At 30.5% G+C, this 16,633-nt stretch carries 14 protein-coding genes; 5 read left to right on the top strand and 9 right to left on the bottom strand.

Annotated features, from left to right (window positions below):
* Window positions 1-75 precede the first annotated feature (75 nt).
* The 4 genes from V9L05_RS12610 to V9L05_RS12595 form a co-directional block, all read right to left on the bottom strand.
* Window positions 76-477 (bottom strand): hypothetical protein, encoded by a 402-nt coding sequence (locus V9L05_RS12610; protein ID WP_338812238.1) that lies wholly within the window; start codon window positions 475-477, stop codon window positions 76-78.
* Window positions 478-541: 64 nt separating this feature from the next.
* Entirely contained in the window at window positions 542-1,630 is a 1,089-nt protein-coding gene (locus V9L05_RS12605; protein WP_338811925.1) for an IS4 family transposase, read from the bottom strand.
* 368 nt (window positions 1,631-1,998) lie between these two features.
* Window positions 1,999-2,388, bottom strand: a complete 390-nt coding sequence (locus tag V9L05_RS12600) for a RidA family protein (protein WP_338812237.1) — start codon at window positions 2,386-2,388, stop codon at window positions 1,999-2,001.
* A gap of 117 nt (window positions 2,389-2,505) precedes the next feature.
* Window positions 2,506-3,069: a Crp/Fnr family transcriptional regulator gene (locus tag V9L05_RS12595; protein WP_338812236.1), complete on the bottom strand. Its 564-nt coding sequence runs from the start codon at window positions 3,067-3,069 to the stop codon at window positions 2,506-2,508.
* A gap of 877 nt (window positions 3,070-3,946) precedes the next feature.
* Between V9L05_RS12595 and V9L05_RS12590 the strand changes: the two genes are divergently transcribed.
* Entirely contained in the window at window positions 3,947-4,537 is a 591-nt protein-coding gene (locus V9L05_RS12590; protein WP_338792902.1) for a T9SS type A sorting domain-containing protein, read from the top strand.
* Between the two features lie 112 nt (window positions 4,538-4,649).
* Here the strand turns inward: V9L05_RS12590 and V9L05_RS12585 are convergent, their stop codons facing one another.
* Window positions 4,650-6,320, bottom strand: coding sequence for an IS1182 family transposase (locus V9L05_RS12585; RefSeq protein ID WP_338812234.1), 1,671 nt, complete (start codon window positions 6,318-6,320; stop codon window positions 4,650-4,652).
* Between the two features lie 132 nt (window positions 6,321-6,452).
* Window positions 6,453-10,565: a two-component regulator propeller domain-containing protein gene (locus V9L05_RS12580; RefSeq protein ID WP_338812233.1), complete on the bottom strand. Its 4,113-nt coding sequence runs from the start codon at window positions 10,563-10,565 to the stop codon at window positions 6,453-6,455.
* 284 nt (window positions 10,566-10,849) lie between these two features.
* Between V9L05_RS12580 and V9L05_RS12575 the strand changes: the two genes are divergently transcribed.
* Both V9L05_RS12575 and V9L05_RS12570 read left to right on the top strand, forming a co-directional pair.
* Window positions 10,850-12,742, top strand: a complete 1,893-nt coding sequence (locus V9L05_RS12575) for an ABC transporter transmembrane domain-containing protein (RefSeq protein ID WP_338812232.1) — start codon at window positions 10,850-10,852, stop codon at window positions 12,740-12,742.
* 164 nt (window positions 12,743-12,906) lie between these two features.
* On the top strand, window positions 12,907-13,662 hold the full coding sequence (locus V9L05_RS12570; protein ID WP_338812231.1) for a superoxide dismutase: 756 nt from the start codon (window positions 12,907-12,909) through the stop codon (window positions 13,660-13,662).
* A gap of 98 nt (window positions 13,663-13,760) precedes the next feature.
* Here the strand turns inward: V9L05_RS12570 and V9L05_RS12565 are convergent, their stop codons facing one another.
* The 3 genes from V9L05_RS12565 to V9L05_RS12555 are packed head-to-tail and all read right to left on the bottom strand — an operon-like array spanning window position 13,761 to window position 15,202.
* The gene (locus tag V9L05_RS12565) at window positions 13,761-14,372 is read right to left on the bottom strand and encodes a hypothetical protein (RefSeq protein WP_338812229.1); all 612 of its coding nucleotides are present in this window, start codon (window positions 14,370-14,372) and stop codon (window positions 13,761-13,763) included.
* Window positions 14,373-14,375: 3 nt separating this feature from the next.
* Window positions 14,376-14,774, bottom strand: a complete 399-nt coding sequence (locus tag V9L05_RS12560; protein ID WP_338812227.1) for a hypothetical protein — start codon at window positions 14,772-14,774, stop codon at window positions 14,376-14,378.
* Window positions 14,774-15,202, bottom strand: coding sequence for a hypothetical protein (locus V9L05_RS12555; RefSeq protein WP_338812226.1), 429 nt, complete (start codon window positions 15,200-15,202; stop codon window positions 14,774-14,776). Before V9L05_RS12555 ends, V9L05_RS12560 begins: the two co-directional genes overlap by 1 nt.
* 136 nt (window positions 15,203-15,338) lie before the next feature.
* Here V9L05_RS12555 and V9L05_RS12550 point away from each other — a divergent pair, with 136 nt between their 5' ends.
* Both V9L05_RS12550 and V9L05_RS12545 read left to right on the top strand, forming a co-directional pair.
* Window positions 15,339-15,767: a UPF0158 family protein gene (locus V9L05_RS12550; protein ID WP_338812225.1), complete on the top strand. Its 429-nt coding sequence runs from the start codon at window positions 15,339-15,341 to the stop codon at window positions 15,765-15,767.
* Between the two features lie 65 nt (window positions 15,768-15,832).
* The gene (locus V9L05_RS12545) at window positions 15,833-16,555 is read left to right on the top strand and encodes a hypothetical protein (RefSeq protein WP_338812224.1); all 723 of its coding nucleotides are present in this window, start codon (window positions 15,833-15,835) and stop codon (window positions 16,553-16,555) included.
* The last annotated feature ends 78 nt before the right edge of the window (window positions 16,556-16,633 follow it).

Genomic DNA, 16,633 nt, shown 5'->3' with positions numbered 1-16,633 from the left:
GTAGTGATACGCTACAATAGATGGGAAATTTGTTGACATCTCTATTATATTACAAAATACTATTTTTAATTGAATCTATTCCATTACCCACTCTAAGGCTTGTTCTTCATTGTCAAAATATTTTTGATAGAAATTTTGAGCTATTTCTTCCTCCATAGTTTGCTTAAGAGCTACAACTTCAAAAATTCCAGAAGGCATAACTAATGCCATTCTATCTATTATATTCATAAATTTTGGAAAGACTTCTGTATTTACCCACTCTTGCATTTTGGGAGCAATAGAATACTTCATGTTTACTAAATTGACTAAATCTCTTGTGGGAGTGTATGTTTCGCACATTTCTGCAAATAAGAGCATTTCCTGTTTAAAATCTTCATCACTCATATCTAAGGTAGCAGGTAGAGCTTTATGCATAATCAATGATTTGCTTTTATCAAATGAAATTTCGTAGTATTTGCTTGTATGAAGTGCTTTCATTTTGTTGTCTAATTTAGTAAAATTGGAATTCCATAAATATTCTTATTAATTTAAACAAACGATCTCACTCCATTGACAAAACTTTAATTTTCTGATTGAATTTAGTTTCTTTACTCATTGGATTATTGAGTATTTTTTTGATTTCTAGTAATCCATATCGGAAAAAAGAGTATTCATTATATCCATTTGAACAGACTCTTATTTTCGTTTTTTTATGTTTCCACTCCCCTACTTTGTAACACCAAACAAATGCAATAGAACAAAGAGCAAGTAATTTAGCTATTTTCTCTGGTTCTGTCAATTTTGTATTTTCTAGCTTAAAACCTTGTGTTTTTAGTGCTTTAAACAGCGTTTCTATTTCCCAACGTTGTTTATAAATTTCAAAAGCGTTTTCTAAAAAAACAGGTGAAGCTAGATAAATATATCCTTTTTGTGTTCTACTTACAGATAAATATACTTCTACACCATTGACTATAAAAACACCCTCTAAATGATACGTTTCTGAAATAGCCAGTCCTCTACACCAGGCTGCAATTGACTTTGTTTTACCTTTTCTAGTCGCTTTAAAATTAGACTTTAGTCGCATTACAAAATCAAAGTTTTTTCCTGATAAATAAGTAAACCATTTTTGACCTACAAACTCTCTATCTGCTACAATAGAAGAAATAGATAGGTTAGGAAAAATAGATAAAAAACGTTCTATTAATTCGATGCGTTCTTCAGTAGAAGAGTTTCCTTTTTTTGGAAAAACAGACCAAATAAGAGGCACTGAAACATTTTTATAAGCTGCTGAAAGTAACAAAATATTTATATTTTTTTTACCCACTTTCCAATTGGAACGGTCAAGACATAAAACAATATCCTTCCACTTATCAATACCTTGTAAAGAAACAATTAAAAGAGTAATTGCCTTAAAATCAAGGTTATAGTGATTTAAAAAGCGTTCAATACGACGTAAAGAGGAGCTGCACTCTACATTCCGTTCAAAAGCTGTAGCAATTTGAATCAACCCTCCTAATCCTACTTTTATAACAGCTATTACAAAAAGACCTATAAATTGAACTCGTGCAAAATGAAACTCTGTTAAATGAGAAGATAAAACAGTAACTAATTTTGTAACTTTACCACTAGAAGCATACTTTGCTTTTGCCATAATTGAGAAAAATTTGTGAGAAAAATTTTGTAAGAAACTCAATTATGGCTTTTTTTTATCTCGTTTCAAAATCTTTTGTCAGAGGACTGAGACAAACGATAATAAAATACCAAGATTATATCAATATAAATCACACTTTAATCAGTTTTTTTTATAAAAAACTCCTCACTCCTTTTCTTTGATTGGAATGAGGAAAGTTTGATTTTATGAATGCTTTTAAAGCATGATAGTAACTGCTCAGGAACAATTACAAATTTAATTTATTGATTACCAGTTAATTGAATGTTTTAAAATAGTAGTTTATTTAATTCTTATTTCTTATATATGTACAATGAATAAGTAAAAAATTAATCTTTACTATAATGCTCTTATTTCACTACTGTAGCTTCTAATTCAACAGTTAATGTTTCAAAAAGACTTTTCACTTCAAGTACAGTAGATGCTTGTTCTATTTCATGTTTGGATATCCAGTTCTGAATAATATCGAAGTTAGCAAAAAAATCTTCTGAAGAAGTTGTATAGATATTTAAGCGCACAATATTTTTACACTCATAACCAGCTTCATATATGACTTTTTCTAAGTTTTGTAAACTATGGACTATTTGGCTTTTCATATCAGCAGCACTAGAAATTCCATTATTATCTATAGCTGTTTGTCCTGATATGTAGAGTGTGCTTTCTACATTTTTTACTTCTACAGCTTGTACATAGCTACGTTGGTTTTGCCATTGCCAAGGATTGATAGTTCTTTTTTGCATTTTTTTTCTTGTTTTTGAGTAAATATACTCTGGATGATTAAAAATTTATAATGCAAAATTGTACTTTTGAAAAAGAAAAAATCGTGATATATATCACAAATTCAAATGAAGGTTTTGTCAAGAAGAAATCCGACTCAGAGTTTCTCGTGAACAGCCTAAATATAAAGCAAGTTGAGCTTTTGGTACTCTTTGAAATAATAATGGATATTTTTGAAGCAGCTTTTCATAACGCTCTTTTACACTAGTTGTTAATAATGAGAGTATGCGCTGCTGAGAAGCAATGAATCCTTTATTTGACATCTCTATTAAAAAAGTTTTCATCTTTGGAACTTCTAGACACATTTTTTGATAATTTTTAAGGGAAAGGCACAACACAGATGTATCTTCAATAGCTTGTAAAGACATACGAGCTTTTGATTGAGTAAAATAAGCTTGAAAATCGGATTCCCACCAATCTTCCATACCAAAAGAAACAATATGAACCTTCCCCAAATCGTCGACATAAGTAAGTTTCAAGAGTCCTGATACTATAAAATAAGCATACTTTACACTATCACCTTCTTTGATAAGAAACTGCTTTTTTTTGATTTTTTTTTCAACAAATAATGAACAAACAAAGCTAAATTCTTCATAGGTTAGAGGTGTAATAGCATTTATGTGATTTCTTAATTCTTCCAGCATTTAGTAATTTATTTTTATCTAAAAATAGAAAAAACTAGCTATCAATGGAACAAAATGCTAAAAAATTATGGCTCTTCCGACTTTTTAGCGAAACATAGTGTGTTCAACTCCCTAGAGTTGAACGAAACGCTTCCTCAGAAGCGTTTCGTTCGTTTTTGAGAACAGTGTAACCCTCAGCGAAGCTAAAACGAACGCACACTATTTTATAATTTCGTTAAATTGTCAGAAGAGCCAAAATTATTTATCCATCTTTAGATGATACAGCACTTTGATATTGATTGTATCTAACAATAGTATTTTTGAAAAAGCAGCTTTTTAGAAGTTGCTTTTTTTTGTCGAACACACCAAAAATTACAAAGGAAGGTACAAAATCAACTAAATTTATTTTTATTTTTTATTTTAATTATTTTTAACATATTCTATATTAACAAATTGTTAAGAACAAAGAAAACACACTAAACGAAATAATATTTTGAAAAAATAAATTAAACAGAATATTGCTTCCTAACAAATGAGGGGTTGCATCTTATTTTCGATGTTGTGATTTATTATGAATTCGTTTTTTGAGAGGTTTAGAACTTAACTTAAAATATTAAAACAGCAGAATTTAACGCACAAAAAACAACGATAGATAAAATTTTATTTTGAAATAAAGCAAATATATTTATTATAATTTTGGGTTGCACATTTTTTAGTTAAATACTTTGTTAACAAAAACGTATTTTTGAATTGTAACTTGTATCAAAATAAGCCGTTAGCTTTGTAACATCAAACGAAAACAAATACAGACAGAAAAAACAAAAAAAGAAGTCTCACTAACGAAAAAATATATTATTCAAACTTATTTATTTCAAATTCTCTAAAAACATCCATTACTATGAAATCATTAAATTCAATTTTCGCCATCGTTTTTGCTATTACACTTTCTTTTACATCATTTACTTCTGCTTTTGCTGATGAAGACAATATAACTGCAACTGTAGAGGCATTACCAAATAGCAACAAATTTATCTTGAAATTTGATAATGAAAAACAAGAAAAACTCAACATCAAGATTTATAATACAAATTTAGAACTTGTATATTCAGAAGCTCTTGGTAAAAAAGCTCAAATTCAACGTATCTACGATATGAATGCCATTGGTGAAGGAACTTATACAGTAATTGTAGAAGGCGAAACATACAATGAAAAAAGAACTGTTGTTTTGAAAAATACTTTGAAAAATGATTTTATAGCTACATTTTCTCCAAAAGCAACCAATAATAAAGTTTTTGCATCTGTAGAGAATAACAAAGGAACTGTAAAATTAACTCTTACAGATTTAGAAGGTAATATTTTGTACGAAGAAACTATCAATGAGGAAAGCAAAGCTCGTACATTTGACCTTAAAGATTTAACTCAAGGAACTTACTTTTTGCAAATTGTTGGTCAAGACAAAACAAGCTACGAAACATATTATATTGACTAATTCAATCAGAAAAAATAAAGCATTGAATTACAGACTTCTACATTAGAATGTTACTGTAATTAATTATCTCTTCATGAAAATAAAGAGGCTGTCCGAAAAGGTCAGCCTCTTTTTATGCAGCTATTTTTTGTAATTCTTCTTTTTGGTTGATTTTTTTGATGATGCAAACAAATTTTGTCTTTTGGTGATTTTTTTGAGTATAAAAAAAGGTGCAAAAAGATGATTTTTTAGAATTGAAAGTATTTTTTAGCTTATCGGCAGTTTTTGCCACCATTTTTCTAAAATTATGCCCAAGAGCCATCAATAGAAACTCCATTTCTACTTTTACTAATCCCTTAAAAGTAAATCGATTAAACTTATTATTATATTTGAGATGCCCAAAAACAGCTTCTACTTCTATAGGGCGTTTACTGCGCTGCTCTAATCCTTTCTCACTAGTTAGTAAATTTCTAGCTTTCTCTTTTAGTTGGTTTAAACGATGATTCACTTGTATTATTCTATTGCCTTCAGCTTTATGACATAAATTGCGAAGAGGACAATCTTGACACCTTTTTGCTTGATAATAAGATACTTGCGATTCGTATCCATTACTTGAAGTACGTTTTCCATCTCTTATTTTCTTCATTCTTTGCCCCATCGGACAGACATAAAAATCTAATTCTTTGTTGTAAAATAAATTCTGAACTAAAAAAGGATTATTTTTCATTTTCCTTTTTTGCTCTTTATGGAAATAATTGTACTTAACGTAGGCAGTAATTTCTTTTTTTTCAAGTAATTCATAATTTTCTTCACTTCCATAACCTGCATCAGCTACTACTTCTTTACTTTGTTTATTGTACTGATTTTCAAATCCTTCTAAATGAGAGGATAAAGTGGTGGTATCTCCTGCCGTTTGATGAATAGAAACGTGGGTAATAAATTGATTTTCTGTGGACACTTGAGCATTATAAGTAGGTTTGAGTTGTCCATTTTTCATGTGATCTTCTTTCATCCGCATAAAAGTAGCATCCGTATCTGTTTTACTATACGAGTTTCTACAACCTAAAATTTTCAGAGACTCTTCATATTTACTTAATCTAGGAAGATATTCATCTTGCATTTTTTTTAGTTCTCTTGCCTGTTGTTTACTCGGTTCTTTTAGTTTTTTATTGATTTGAGCGAGTTTTTCTTTTAATAATTCTGAATCTAATGGAGTAGATACTTCTTCTTTATTTTCTTCTTGATTATCTGATTGAATACTACTTTCAATATCAGATAAAATTTTATTTACTTTAGTTTCTAACTTTTCTTTATTTTTTTCAATACTACCACGCCAAACAAAAGTATAACGATTAGAACAAGCCTCTATTTTTGTTCCATCAATATATTGAACATCAAGACTTACATAACCCATTTCAACCAACATTTTAACAACTTCTCCAAATAAACGATGAATGTGTGCCTTCAAAATTTTACCTCTAAAGTCATTAATTGTTCTAAAATCTGGTGTAGAATTGCCTGATAAATACATAAAATGAATATTCTCCCCAAGAGCTTTAGCTATTTTACGACAAGAATAAATATTGGATAAATAAGAATAGAATAGCACTTTAACGAGCATTCTTGGATGATAAGCTGAACAACCTCCACCTTTGTATTGAGAAATCAAATCGCTAATATCCAATGAATCAACCACCTTTTCAACTAAACGAACAGGATGGTGAGCTGGAATTTTGTCAAATATATTGACAGGAAAAAGTTCGGGCTGCTTACCACTTTGGTTTTTGAAAACTACTTTTGCCATAGGCTATATAACGTTAGTATAAAAGTATATATACCTCGAAAATAAAAAAAATTAACCATAAAAAAAAGGCTATCCGTACTTTTCGGACAGCCTCTTTTATGTAAAACACTTTCGTTTGATATTTTTATAAAATTATATTCTAATTCCTATTAAACTAATATCATCTACTTGTGCGCTTTCTTGTTGATGCTCTCTTAAAATATTTAATAGTTCTGTTCTTTGCTTTGTCATCACTTTTAAAGAATTATTTTCTATTATTTTACGAAGATGAAGAGAACCAATTTTTTTACGTTCTGGATTGGGTTGGTCTGCAAATCCATCAGTTGTAAGATAAATTAACGCTCCTTTTTTCAAAATAATCTCATTGTCAGTAAATGGAACAGGATTGTTTCTAGTACGTCCTCCAATCGAACGACGATTACCCTTGATAATTTTTAATTTGGACAATGAATCTGTTTTTTCAATAAAATACAAAGGTCGTTTTGCTCCTGAAAAAGTAATTTTAAATTTTTCTTCTTCTTTATCTTTTTCTAAACAAAGAAGCCCAATGTCCATTCCATCATCATTTGAAGTTTGTTCTTGTTTCAAAACAGCACGAGTATTTTTATCTAATAATTCCAAAATTTTAGAGGGTTCTTTTACTTGTTGTGTCTGTACAATTTCATCTAAAAGAGTTTTTCCAATAACAGACATAAATCCTCCTGGAACACCATGTCCTGTACAGTCTATAATAGCTGCATAGATTCGTGTTTGAATGCTTCCCTCCACTTCTGTTTCTACTTTTGTAACCCAATAAAAATCTCCTGAAACCATAGAAAGTGGCTTAAAAATTACAAAATGAGCATCAAAAAGCGAGTCCATAAGTTCTTTTTCTGGAAGCATTGCCTGCTGAATAGTAAGTGCATAACGAATCGAATCTGTAATATTTCTGTTGTTAGTTTCGATGGTTTTGTAAGCTCTTGCATTATCCAAAGCAATAGATGTATAAGCTGCCAACGAACGCAAAATAGTGAGATGCTGATTAGAATAAGCATTTTTTTGAAAACTTTGAACTGTCAGAATTCCGATAGCATGTTGTTCTACACTAAGTGGAAAATAAGCTGCTGATTTTGGCGTTTTGCCCAGCTCCATTTCTATTCCATCATTAGCATATTCGGTAGCATAATTTTTATTCTCTTTCTGAAAATCTTGGATAACAATTTCTTTTTGCTTTTCATAACAAATTACAGAAAGGCGTTTTTTATCATTCAATGATTTGGTGTGAAATGGAAAATAGGTTTCACCTTCTACAAAAAATGGAAACTCTAAACGCTGAAATTCATCATTAAAAACACCAATTCCGAATCTATCAACAGGCATTAGTCCACTTACATTTTGATAAACTGTTTCTATCATTTGCCTCATATCCAAAGTAGACGTGATTTTTTGTCCTACCTCACTCAAAATATTTACATTATCATAAGCTACCTGAATTTCTTTTGATTGGGTTTCTAATAAAGAGTTCTGACTTTCTAATTGTTTAGTTTGGCTTTCTAGCTCCCATGTTTTTTCTGCCAGTTCATTGGTTCTTTCTTCTACTTGATACTCCAAACGACGTTTTTGTTCTTGAATTTGGTAGGTTCTAATTTTATATCCTCCTATTGTAATAACTAAAAAAAGAAAAACACTAATAGTAGTAAACCACCATGTTCGCCAAAAAGGAGGAGTTACAATAATATTCATTTCAATTCCTGTATCGTTCCAAATCCCATCACTATTAGAACCTTTTACTTTCAGAGTATAACTTCCTGAAGCAAGATTGGTATAAGTAACAAAATTTCGATTGGTAGAATGCCATTCTTTATCAAATCCCTCTAAATAATAAGAGTATTTGGTTTTGTGAGGAGCAATAAAATCTAAAACTGAAAAATCAATTGAAAACACATTCGCATCATAAGGCAACGTAATTTCTTTAGTATAAGGAATTGTCTTTTCTAAATACGAATTTTTGTTAGAAGGAGAAATCACTTTATTAAAAAGCGAAAACTGAGTAAAAACCAGTTTGGGAACACTTGTATTATAGCTCAAACTATCAGGGTTAAAGCGATTAAATCCATTTATACCACCAAAGTAAATAAATCCTTGCTTTTCCTCTCCTGTAGTTTTGTCAATAATTCTTTCTTGATAAACTGAACCTGAAATAAACTCATTACTCTGCAAACCATCTGAAATATCATACGAACGAATTGTTTTAGAATAAGGGTCAAGTTCTGCTACTCCTTGGCTTGTACTTACCCAAATACGGTTTTGCAAATCACAAACTACTGAATGAATGATATTATTTGGCAAACCATCTTTTTCAGTAAAAACTGTAAAAACACCTTTTTTTACATCAAATTTATTAAGTCCATTTGCTGTTCCTATCCAAATATTACCATCATCATCTTCTGTAATAGACAAAATTTCATCATTACTAATACTATTTGGATTTTCGATTTGGTGCATATAACGCACAAATTTCTCACTATTTGGACTATTGTCGTATAGATTTAGTCCATCTTCTGTTCCTATCCAGAGATTCCCAATTCTGTCTTCAAAAATTACACGGACATAGTTATTGCTCAAGCTAAAATCATTATATATTTCAGTTTTGAAAAGTTGTGTTTCTCCAGAGGGCAAAAGTTTTAATAATCCTTGTTGATATAAACCTATCCAATAGTTATTTTTTGTGTCTTGATAAATTGCTTTTATGGATAATTTGTCAGGATTATTTAGTTTTTCATTATAAATCAAAATCTGTTCAAAGGTCTCTTTTTTTTCATTGAAAATTTCCAAACCTTCTGCTGTTCCTACCCAAATTTGATTTTGCTTGTCTTGATAAACCACTGATACTTTATCACTAGCAATCGTAGTTTCATCTTTTTCTCTATGTTGGTAGGTATTAAAAATTCGTTCTTTTTCATTTTTAGGAGTCAAGATGGTAATTCCTCCACTAGCTGTTCCTATCCAAAGATTATTGGTAGTTGTTTTAAAAATACTTGTTATTCGACTATCTGGAAGACTTTTAGATTTGTCTGCTTCTTCTCTAAAATGAGCAAATTTATTTTTGATAGAATTAAATTTATTGATTCCTTCGGCAAGTGTTCCTATCCAAATGCTACCCTGATTATCTTTAAAAACACATGTGATATGATTATTACTAAGCGAATAACGTAGAGAAGGATTAGATTGAAGGGTTTTTATTTGATTTGTTGAAGAGTTGATAATCAAAACGCCATCTTCTTGTGTACCTATAAAAATCTCATCTCCAAAATTCTCAAAAGTGGTCACTATTTTCCCAGAAAAAATGTTTTTAGTGGTTGGCTTTCCTGTTTTATCTACTGTCTTTTGTTCATCAGCTTCCAAAACGGTAAAAATTTCAGTATCTAAGTCTAAAATATTAATCCCTCCATCACGAGTAGCAATCCATAATTTATTTCTTTTCGAATCATCATTTTCAATAATCTCTAATCCTATTATTTGTTCACTACTTGGTGCACTCGAACTACTTCCATAAATACTTGGTCTAAAATGAATAAATTTATTTTCATTTTCTTCAAAACGATCTAAACCACCTTCAGCAGTTGCTATCCAAAGGCGTTTTTGGTTGTCCTCTATAATATCAGTAACATGATTTTGAGCTAATGAATTTTGATTACGCTCATCATTTCTATAATGGTCAAATGTTTGGGTTTGTGGATTAAAAAGATTTAAGCCACCAATAGAAGTACCTATCCAAGTTCTTTTTTTAGAATCTCTTAAAATACAAGTAACTGCTCCTGCACTCAAACTAAGTGGATTTTGTGGCTCATAAGCAAAAACTTCAAATTGTTCTGTAATAGTATTGAGTCTACAGAGTCCTCCACTTTGAGTTCCTATCCAAATAAAATTATCTTCGGTTTGTAATAAAAAAGTAATATGATTATCAGGGATTGAATTTGTGTTTTGTTCTACTTTATAGGTTTTAAAATTACTAGCATCGTATCGATTTAATCCGTTTTGAGTTCCTATCCAAATGAAACCCAAGTTATCTTGAAGCATTGCCGTAACTGTATTTTGAGATAATCCATCCTGAGAAGTAAGTTTATCAAAACGCCAATCTAATGCAATTTGCTGTGCATAGAGGTTTGAAGCCGTATTTTGAAAAACAAATAGGAAAAGAAAGAAAATCACAAAAAGAAATGACGATAAACTATTTTTGATAAAAAGTTGAAAGGAATGCAACATGATTTTTTAGTACCTGCTAAAAAGATTGTTTTTCTGTATTGATTTTATTCTAATGTAGGAAAGATAAAAAAAAACTCTCAGAATACAATAAAACATCAGGGTATATTTATAAAATATAAAACTGTGTATTCATTTGGCTACACTAAATTATTTTCAAAGTTATTTTAAGAATATCAAAACGACTAACAAAGTTTTCATCAACCTATCTTGAGTTAGCACTTATCTAACAAAAACTGTATCTTTGCGTTTCGAAAATTAGACGTACTATCGTTTTAAAACATACTATGAAAAATACGAACGGAAAAGAAAATATAAACAGAAATGGACAGTCTCAAAAGACAGAATCTATTTCAGATGAATCTATAAAAGATTCTACAGAAATCAATAAAGAAGATGAACACAAAAAGCGAAAACTCAACAAAGAGAGTTTTCAATATTTGTTAGGCATTTATAAATATATGATGCCCTACAAAGGATATTTCTTTAGTGGAATGGTTTGTCTCTTCTTATCTAGTGTTGTTCTTTTAGCCTTTCCAGAGCTTACAGGAAATCTTATTGATGTAGCGACAGGAGACGAGAGTTTCTTGTTAGATAGCATTAATCAGATTACGCTTGCTTTAGTAGTTGTAATTGTAATTCAAGTCATTTTTTCATTTTTGAGAGTGTATTTGTTTGCACAAGTGAGTGAATATTCAATGGCTGATATTCGCAAATCATTGTATCAAAAATACTTGACTTTGCCAATGAGTTTTTATGACAAGCATCGTTCTGGAGAGCTTATGAGCCGAATTACAGCAGATGTGGCTCTTTTGCAAGACACTTTTTCGGTTACATTAGCCGAGTTTTTTCGTCAGATAATTACGCTTATTGTTGGCTTAGGAATTTTATTTGTCAAAACTCCAAAACTCACTTTTTTTATGCTTGGTGTAATGCCAGTTTTGATTATTGGAGCAATTATTTTTGGTAAGTTCATCCGTAAACTTTCTAAGAAAACACAAGATCAGCTTGCCACTTCAAATATAATTGTTGAAGAAACTATTCAAGCTATTGCAACTGTAAAAGCATTTACAAACGAAATTTTTGAATCAAATCGTTACTCAACTACTCAAAATAGTGTCATTCAAACAGCTTTAAAAGCAGCTACTTATCGTGGTGGTTTTGTCTCTTTTATTGTCTTTGCTATTTTTGGAAGTATTACGGCTGTTTTTTGGTATGGTGCAACACTTCTAGCAGCTGGAGATTTGACTTCAGGAGATTTAATTTCTTTCATTATTTATTCTATGTTTATTGCTGGTTCTATTGGAGGACTAGGAAATATTTATGGACAAATACAGAAAGCTATCGGAGCATCAGAACGAGTTTTGGAGATTTTAGGAGAAGAATCAGAGTCAGAATTAACGTATACTACAGAGAAATCTAGCACAACTCAAAATCCAATTCAAGGAAATATTTCTTTTAAAGATGTTCGTTTTTCTTATCCTACACGTACTGATGTAGAGGTTTTGAAAGGACTTAGTTTGGATATAAAAGCAGGAGAAAAAATTGCCTTAGTCGGACATAGTGGCGCAGGAAAATCTACCATTATTCAGCTCTTAGAGCGTTTTTATAATCCACAAACAGGAACAATAGAAGTAGATGGGAAAAATAATTTAGAGTATGATTTGAGTTTTTATCGTTCTGCTATTGGAATTGTACCCCAAGAAATTTTACTTTTTGGAGGAACAATCAGAGAAAATATAGCCTACGGAAAACCAACTGCAACAGAAGAAGAAATTATTTCGGCAGCCAAACAAGCTAACGCATTTAAGTTTATCGAAACATTCCCAGAAGGATTAGAAACACTTGTAGGAGAACGAGGTGTAAAGCTTTCGGGTGGACAGCGTCAAAGAATTGCTATTGCAAGAGCCATTTTACGCAATCCAAAAATATTGATTTTAGATGAAGCAACAAGTTCGTTAGATGCTGAATCTGAACAACTTGTACAGGAAGCATTAGATACACTCATGAAAGACAGAACGACGATTATTATTGCTCACCGTTTGGCTACAATTAGAAAAGTAGATACAATCTATGTCATTGAAAATGGACAAATCAGTGAACAAGGAACACATGAGAGTTTGGTAAATCAAGAAGGAACATATAATCAACTGGTTCGTTTGCAATTGCTAGACGTTTAAATTCAAAAAAATCAGTTAGTTTGTAGTTATTCATTTTGAAAAATAGTCAAGAAAAAGTGATACCTTGATTAAAACAAATTTTTCAAAACTATTTTAGCAGTAATTTAATTATTAAAGCATAAATTACAACTGCACTCTAACTCTAAAAAAGAATTTTTATGTTAATGAACAAGCGTACTTTTCTCAAAACGGCAGGTCTTGCCACTATCGGAATCATGTTTAATCCTCTTTCGGCTTGTGATTCTTCTAAAAAAACAGATACTACTGAAACAGATTCGACAGCAGTAGCAACTGAAAATGGACTCTTTACACTAAAATCACCCTTCGAATTACCAGCCTTACCGTATGATTTTGCTGCACTAGCTCCAAATATTGACAAACAAACCATGGAAATCCACCATGGAAAACACCATCAAGGTTATGTCAATAAATTAAACAAGGCTATTGAAGGAACAAACTTTGCCAATCAGAATTTATTAGAAATTTTGGAAAGCGTAGGCGAAAATGACACAGCTGTTCGAAATAATGGAGGTGGACATTATAATCACAGTCTTTTTTGGGAGTCTTTATCTCCAAAAAATCAGGTTGTCACAGGAAATTTGAAAATAGCTTTAGAAAAAGATTTTGGTTCGTATGAAGCCTTTCAAAAGGAGTTTTCAGAAGAAGCAAAAGGAGTATTTGGCTCAGGTTGGGCATGGCTTTGTAAAGCAAACGATGGTAAACTTTTCATTACCTCTACGCCAAATCAAGACAATCCATTAATGAAAAATCTTGCAGAGGAAACAGGAACACCTCTTTTAGCTCTTGACGTTTGGGAACATGCTTATTATCTCAACTATCAAAACAAACGTGCCGAATACATTGAGAATTTTTATAAAATAATCAACTGGGAAAAAATTGAAGAGCGTTTTAATGCTTAAATTCGAAATTTAAAGAGGACTTTTTAAGAATGAGAAATACACTATTTTTGACAATTTGTATTTCTCATTTTTTGTGTCAAAAAATAAAACGATAGCTACTACTCATCGACAAAAACAGCCTTTTCTATGTGATAAAATTGATTTAATTCTACCAAATCTAGTACTTTCGCTTTTAGTTTTTCTTGTAAAATATCAGATTCATTTATTCTCCTCCATTTAGTTTCCTTTTCAAGAAATTTTTCTAAAATTCTTTGTTTCTCATATGGTAAACCTATTTTACGTACTAATTCCCAAACATAATCTTTATAATTAGTTAGTTTTGTCTCGTTTATGGCTACTTCTGTTTTTTCAACATGTCTATTTTTAGCCATTTGAGTAAAAAGCTGAATCATTCTTTCTATTTGCTCATCAGTCATTTTTGAAGAAAATTCAATTCCTTCTTTTTCAAAGATAGCTTTCACTCCCTTTATATCTTCTTGCCAAACAAAGGAATTATTCAAAGGAATATCATTATACATATCTCCAAATTCTCCTTCCAATAATTCCCTCCAACGTTTGTAATTAGCTTTTTTACAGGCTTTTTGAGCATCTTCTAATTTATCATAAGTAGATTGAGGAAAACCTCCTTCATAACTAATTATGTAGTTGTAATCATCATTGAAAGCAAAACTATAACTACTAATGATATAACAATAATTTTCTTGGCTCATAATTTAAAAGTGATTTAAAGGCTTTACAGAATATTCGTCTAGTCTAAACCATTCTTCTACATTTTCGTCATAAATAAAACGAATAGATTCTAATTCCTTCCATTTTATCATATCTATCATTAAAGCATTCACTTCAATCACATCATTTTCATTAAAATTTTCTTTGGGAAAAATATTTCTTTTATCTAAATATTGGAAAAATAGTTCTTTAGATTTTTCTGTCCAATCATAAATAGATGTAATTACTTCTCCATTTTGAAATTTATCGTAGATAGATTTAGCCAAAAGACTAGTGGAATACTTTTCTGCTGCTGACTTCGTAGCAAAAATTTTTACTGTCTGATAAAGTAATTCTTCACAGTATTCTATGTTTTTTATCACAGCATAACGAGTAATAGGCATTAGTCTTGAATTTTGGGTCTAATAATCTGTAAAGGTTCTTTTTCGTTATTTTCTGTAGATTTTTTTTCTCTAAAAACCCGAACAGAAGGAGGCAAACCAAAACCGTTTTGAATCCAGTTTGGTAATCCCATTTCTTCTAAAAAATCTTGAGCAGAAGGAATAAAACGCTTTCCATAATCTTCCAAAACATGCTGCTCAGCTATCAAACAAGTAGAAACAACTTTTCCATCCGAATTTGTAATTGTAGTTCCAAAAACACGAGGAATAACTGTATTTATAAACCAACTATTATGCGTAAAAGCACGATGACGATTATCTGCAACAATAGCTTTACTGCTATCCAAAAATTCGTGAATAGGTAAATAATCTTCTTCTACACCTCCAAAAGAACGAACAGAAGAAAGTGCATGAATATGAGGTTTTGCCATTTTATTTGATTATTCTAATTTAATTAGCAATATCTAATTTTAAAACAAGAAAAGCAAATCCTTATTTCAAAAAATTTCGTTGAATGAATAATCTAGTAAATTGTGTTTTTATTTTTTTATACAAAAATTTATCAAAATGAATATTCCAAAGTCAATTATGCAAGAAATAGCCAGTGAAATACATACTTTTGGAAATTGTTATGTAAACAAAGCTACTTTAGAAATTATTTCTTTTCCAAAAGATGCATACGACAGAGAAGAGTTTTTGAGTGGTATTGAAGATGAAGAAAAGGAAATATACAAGGACATAGAAAAAAACCCTCAAAATTATTATCTCATAGAACAAATGTCTTCTTTTGAAGGATATGAATTAATGGAAAAATTCACAGAACAAATTTCTGATGACAGAATAAGGGAAAAACTAGAACAAGCTCTAAACGGTAAAAATCCGTTTGCCAATTTCAAGCATATTGTAAAACAAGAAAGATCTAAAGAATGGTACGCTTTTGAAGAAATTGAAGTTATAAAGTATATGGAGAATGAGCTAAAAAGACAATTCAAATAATGCAGCAATTCAAAACTATATTTTTTATTCTCTGTAAAATCTGTGTTTAATAAACTCAAAATTCAATGTTAAAACGTCTAAAACGCTTCTTATTCAGACTCTTACTCAAACTTTCCATTGTCGTTATTATTTTGGCAGCAATTGGCTTTTATCTTTCTCCTTATAAATATCAAACTCCTTTTTATCGTTGGTATTATTCTCATTCGGATTACAAAATACTGCTTTCTGAAATAAAAGTAAAACAAGACTCTCTCAAAAAAGAATATCAAGCAGCCAAAACAGATTCCGAAAAAGATAAGATTTTAGAAAAAGCACAAAAAACATTTGAAAAGAGTTTTGAAGAAGTCTGCAAGTATTGGTACGGAACAAAGTGGAGTTATTCGGGAACAACACAAATACCTGGCAAGGGAAAAATAGCCTGTGGATATTTTGTAACAACTATTTTGAGAGATTTAGGCTATCCAATTGATAGAGTAAAAATGGCTCAAGCAGCTTCTGAAACGCTTATTAGAAAAACTGTAGATAAAAAATTTATAAAACTGAAAGTCAATGCAGGCTTTGGAGATTTTATGGAAGAAGTCGAAGAAATGGGTGACGGAATTTATATTTTAGGATTAGATACTCATACAGGTTTTTTGTTTATTGATGGAAGTTCTACTCATTTTATTCATTCTTCAAACGGAATTCTGAAAGGCGTTCGGAATCAAATGGCTTTTAGTTCGAATACAATCAGGAGATCCAAATACAGAGTGGCAGGACAACTACAAGTAGAAGGGTGGCTAAAATGAATGATAAGTGATAAATGGTAAATTATAAATGCTGATGTTAGAATAAAAAACAGATTTTTCCCTTAGCAATCGTTCGTA

It is taken from the genome of Bernardetia sp. Wsw4-3y2 (genome assembly GCF_037126295.1).
Taxonomy (GTDB): Bacteria; Bacteroidota; Bacteroidia; order Cytophagales; family Bernardetiaceae; genus Bernardetia.
This window is presented reverse-complemented; position numbering and strand designations above follow the sequence as displayed.

Excerpts from the sequence above, each read along its gene's own strand:
- V9L05_RS12580 (WP_338812233.1), bottom strand. The coding sequence starts at position 10,565 with ATGTTGCATTCCTTTCAACTTTTTATCAAAAATAGTTTATCGTCATTT.
- V9L05_RS12570 (WP_338812231.1), top strand. The coding sequence starts at position 12,907 with ATGAACAAGCGTACTTTTCTCAAAACGGCAGGTCTTGCCACTATCGGA.
- V9L05_RS12600 (WP_338812237.1), bottom strand. The coding sequence starts at position 2,388 with ATGCAAAAAAGAACTATCAATCCTTGGCAATGGCAAAACCAACGTAGC.
- V9L05_RS12605 (WP_338811925.1), bottom strand. The coding sequence starts at position 1,630 with ATGGCAAAAGCAAAGTATGCTTCTAGTGGTAAAGTTACAAAATTAGTT.
- V9L05_RS12590 (WP_338792902.1), top strand. The coding sequence starts at position 3,947 with ATGAAATCATTAAATTCAATTTTCGCCATCGTTTTTGCTATTACACTT.
- V9L05_RS12545 (WP_338812224.1), top strand. The coding sequence starts at position 15,833 with ATGTTAAAACGTCTAAAACGCTTCTTATTCAGACTCTTACTCAAACTT.
- V9L05_RS12585 (WP_338812234.1), bottom strand. The coding sequence starts at position 6,320 with ATGGCAAAAGTAGTTTTCAAAAACCAAAGTGGTAAGCAGCCCGAACTT.
- V9L05_RS12565 (WP_338812229.1), bottom strand. The coding sequence starts at position 14,372 with ATGAGCCAAGAAAATTATTGTTATATCATTAGTAGTTATAGTTTTGCT.
- V9L05_RS12610 (WP_338812238.1), bottom strand. The coding sequence starts at position 477 with ATGAAAGCACTTCATACAAGCAAATACTACGAAATTTCATTTGATAAA.
- V9L05_RS12595 (WP_338812236.1), bottom strand. The coding sequence starts at position 3,069 with ATGCTGGAAGAATTAAGAAATCACATAAATGCTATTACACCTCTAACC.
- V9L05_RS12550 (WP_338812225.1), top strand. The coding sequence starts at position 15,339 with ATGAATATTCCAAAGTCAATTATGCAAGAAATAGCCAGTGAAATACAT.
- V9L05_RS12555 (WP_338812226.1), bottom strand. The coding sequence starts at position 15,202 with ATGGCAAAACCTCATATTCATGCACTTTCTTCTGTTCGTTCTTTTGGA.
- V9L05_RS12560 (WP_338812227.1), bottom strand. The coding sequence starts at position 14,774 with ATGCCTATTACTCGTTATGCTGTGATAAAAAACATAGAATACTGTGAA.
- V9L05_RS12575 (WP_338812232.1), top strand. The coding sequence starts at position 10,850 with ATGAAAAATACGAACGGAAAAGAAAATATAAACAGAAATGGACAGTCT.